Consider the following 3,640-nt stretch of genomic DNA (forward strand, 5'->3'; position numbering starts at 1 on the left):
CGCGCGACCTCGACGCGAGCACCGCAGCGGAGTCGGCGAAGCCGACCGCCCCAGCATGAGCCCCGCCGCCCCCCACCCACCGCACGGCGGCCGAACAAAAACAGAACAGACGGCCCACGCACCACCGCACGGCGGTCGAACAAGCGCAGCGCCCGCTGCACCCGCCCAACCGCCCAAACCATCAAACCCCGTCCAGCCGCACCTCCACTCCCGTCGCGGTGTAGTTCACCGACACGCGGCTGAAGCCCGCCACCGTCACCGTGCCGAAGCGGCCCGCGCGGCTGGCGGCTTGCAGCACCGTCAGTGTGTCGCCCACCTTGGGCGTGTAGCCGCTGGCAAAACCGATGGTCAGGTTGCCGGCCGCGATGTTGGCGGCGCCCGTGGCCTTCAGCGTGCCTGCGCCCGCGGCGCCCACCACCAGCTTCAGCGTGCCGGCGGCCTGGCTGTAGGCGCCGATCACCGCCAGCGGGGCGGCGGCGGCCACTTCCAGCGTGCCGTCCTTCAGGTACACGTCGCCGCGGCCCAGCGCGGTGGCGGCATCGGCGGCCAGCATGCCGGCACTGATCAGCGTGCCGCCGGTGTAGCTGTTGGCGCCGGCTAGGCGCAGCGTGCCGGTGCCCAGCTTGGTCAGCTTGCCCGCGCCGCCGATGTCGTTGCGCCAGCTGTCCAGCGCGTGGAAGCCGCCCAGGCTGGCGTCCATCGTCACGCTCACGTCGCCGTTGAAGGCGCCATAACCATCGGCCGCGGCGAACAGGTTGATGCGGCCCCAGCCCTCGGCATCGTTGGCCAGCGGATAGGCCGAGTCGATGGCCGTGGTCTTCAGCACCACCCGGCGCTGCGCGGCGCTCAGGTAGGGCAGGCGGGTTTCCAGCAGCACCTCGGCGCCCTTGGGCACCGCGGCTTCCACGCCGCTGGCGTTCACCTTCGGCAGGCCGTAGGTCAGGCGCTGGGTGTAGGCGGCCTTGTTGGCGCTGTAGCTGGCAAAGCGGTCGTAGTCGGCGCTGGCGGTGTCGGTGGTGGTGGGCGCGTGGGCCAGGCGGTTGAGGGCCAGGAAGTCGGCCGCGCCGGTCTTGCCCATCAGGTAGTTCTGCGCCTGCGCAAAGGCCGCCTGCTTGTTGGCGGCGGTGTAGTAGCCCACGCCGCCCAGGTTGTAGGCCACCACCGCGGTGGCATGGATGCGACCGCCCATCACGTCCAGCGGCGAGTGCATGCCGGCCAGGATGCGGTTCTCGCTCATCTCCATCGCGCGGGTGATCAGCTCCTGGTAGCGCTGCGGCACCAGGTAGGCCATGGCCAGCGTGTCGCGCCAGGCCTCGGCGGTGTGGCCGCTGGGAAAGCCGCCGTCGGTGGCCGGCGTGCTGCTCTTGGCCGATTCCAGCGCCGGCACCACCACCACGTCGCTGCTCCAGCGCCAGGGGCGGGCGTACTTGTAGAAGCGCTTGGGCGGCTCGGTGGAGCCGGCTGCCAGGTTGCCGATGAAGTCCACCGCCAGGCCCAGGTCGGCATTGGCCGCGCCGCCCACGCCCAGGTTGTTGCCACCGTCGTTGACGGCCGGGGTCACCGGCTTGGTGGCGTCCACGCTGGCGATGGTGGTGGTCTGCCGCGTGCCGGCGCGCCAGGTGGAGGTGAGCGGGCCCATGCCGTCGGACACGCTGTAGCCCTTCTGGCGGCGGTCGTCCAGGTAGGCGGCCAGCGCCTGTGCGCTGGTGCGCGACTGGGTGGCGCGCTTGACGTAGTCGATGTTGGCCTGGTGCACGCCGCTCTGGATCACGGTGCCGTCGGTGGCGTCACCGGGGATGCCGGTCCAGGCGGCGGGCGTCACCGCATCGCAGCCGTTGGCGGCGGCCAGGGTCACGCCGGCATCCACCTTCAGCGTGCTGGGAATCCACAGGCTCAGCATGCCTTGCAGCGCGCGCACGCCGGCATTGGTGGCCAGCGTGACGTTGCAGGGGTTGTCGCGCGCGTTGGTGGCGCCGGTGTCGGCATAGGCCAGCACGCTGCTCAGCACCGGTGCGCTGTCGGTGCTGCCCAGGCCGGCGGGCTCGGCCGGCAGCTGCGCCACGTCGGGCGCGTCGTCACCGCCGTCGCCGCAGGCGCTCAGGCAGCCGGCGGCCAGCAGGGCGGCGAACAAGGCCTTGCGCGAGGGAAGGGAAGAGGGGCGGGCGGTGACGAAGGATCGGCTCATGGGGCAGGCGCGGGCCCAGGGCCACGCAGTGACAAAAGCGCGCGATTCTGTGGAGCGCCCATGACAGTGCCGCGACAGCCGCTGTCCGCAGGCTGTCGGCCGTGCGCGTGTCGCCCGCAGCGGCTGCCTCAGACGCCCGCAGGCGTGGCACCGGCCGGTCCGGGCTTGGGCCGCAGCAGCACGACGATCAGGCTCATCAGCCCGGCGGTGCCAGCGATCAGCAAAGCGCCCGCGCCCCAGGTGAGCCAGGCCACCAGGCCGGCCGAATCGCCGATCCATTGAATGGCCGCCTGCGCCATGTCCAGCGCCAGGCCCAGCAGGCGCTGCCAGCCGGGTATCCACTGCTCGATCACGTCGGGAAAGGGCACCTGCTCGATCAGCGGCCGGGCGTCCTGCGCCCAGCCGGCACCGTGCACCAGCAGCGCATGCAGGCCCCAGGCGGTGAGCGACCACAGGCCCAGCAGCACGGCGGCGATGATCCAGATGGCAGTGAGCATGGCGGTGTTCCTTAAAATGCCGGGCTTCGGCCAGCAGGGCGTGCCACCGCCCCGCTGGCTTTCTTCATTGTGTGGCCATGTCGAGGACAACCATGTTCAAAAACCTCGCTCGGGCGTTCCTGCGTCCAGCGCAGCGTGCCCGGCGCGCTTCCTCCCTGCTCATCGCCGCAGCCGCCTGCGGCCTGCTGGCCGCCACCGGCGCCACCGCCCAGCCCGCTACCGCCCCGCTGAAGATCGGCTTCGTCTACGTCACGCCCATCGGCAGCGCCGGCTGGACCTACCAGCATGAGCAGGCCCGCCAGGCGATGGTCAAGGCCCTCGGCCCGCAGGTGCAGACCACCGTCGTCGAGTCGGTGGCCGAAGGCCCCGACTCCGAACGGGTGATGCGCGACCTGGTGGCCCAGGGCCACCGCCTGATCTTTGCCACCAGCTTCGGCTACCTGGACCCGGCGCTGCGGGTGGCGGGCGACGCGCCCGAGGTGCGCTTCGAGCATGCCGGCGGCTACAAGCGCGCGGCCAATCTGGCCACCTACAACGCGCGGTTCTATGAAGGCCGCTGGCTGGCCGGCTACCTGGCCGGGCGCAGCAGCAAGACCGGCGTGGCCGGCTTCGTGGCCGGCTTTCCGGTGCCGGAAGTGGTGCAGGGCATCAACGCCTTCACGCTGGGCATGCGGGCGGCCAACCCCCAGGCCACGGTGCGGGTGGTGTGGCTGAACACCTGGTTCGACCCGCCGCGCGAGCGCGAGGCGGCGTTGTCGCTGGTCAATGCCGGCGCCGACGTGCTCACCAATCACAGTGGCTCACCGGCGGTGCCGCAGCTGGCCGAAGAAAAGGGCGTGCGCCTGCTGGCCTACCAGAGCGACATGCGAGCCTTTGCGCCCAAGGCCCAGCTGGCGGCGGTGACGGCCGACTGGAGCGCCTACTACGTGCAGCAGGCCAAGGCGGTGCTGGCGGGCAC

Annotated in this window: 3 protein-coding genes; 1 reads left to right on the top strand and 2 read right to left on the bottom strand. The window is 71.6% G+C overall.

Going from position 1 to position 3,640, the window contains the following annotated elements:
• Nucleotides 1–181: 181 nt before the first annotated feature.
• A complete protein-coding gene (locus ABNT58_RS27295; RefSeq protein ID WP_348756517.1) occupies nucleotides 182–2,185 on the bottom strand; it encodes a phosphatase PAP2 family protein in 2,004 nt (667 codons plus the stop codon).
• 128 nt (nucleotides 2,186–2,313) lie between these two features.
• Complete coding sequence (locus ABNT58_RS27300; RefSeq protein ID WP_348756518.1) at nucleotides 2,314–2,682, bottom strand: hypothetical protein; 369 nt, start codon at nucleotides 2,680–2,682, stop codon at nucleotides 2,314–2,316.
• A gap of 92 nt (nucleotides 2,683–2,774) precedes the next feature.
• On the opposite strand from ABNT58_RS27300, the gene ABNT58_RS27305 reads away from it, so the two are divergent.
• Nucleotides 2,775–3,640 (top strand): BMP family ABC transporter substrate-binding protein (locus tag ABNT58_RS27305; protein WP_348756519.1); only part of this gene is annotated, 866 nt, incomplete at its 3' end.

The sequence above is a fragment of the uncultured Aquincola sp. genome (genome assembly GCF_964001545.1).
Taxonomy (GTDB): domain Bacteria; phylum Pseudomonadota; class Gammaproteobacteria; order Burkholderiales; family Burkholderiaceae_C; genus Aquincola.

What these genes read in the sequence shown, in the direction of transcription:
- ABNT58_RS27295 (WP_348756517.1), bottom strand. Translation starts at nt 2,185, where the DNA reads ATGAGCCGATCCTTCGTCACCGCCCGCCCCTCTTCCCTTCCCTCGCGC.
- ABNT58_RS27300 (WP_348756518.1), bottom strand. Translation starts at nt 2,682, where the DNA reads ATGCTCACTGCCATCTGGATCATCGCCGCCGTGCTGCTGGGCCTGTGG.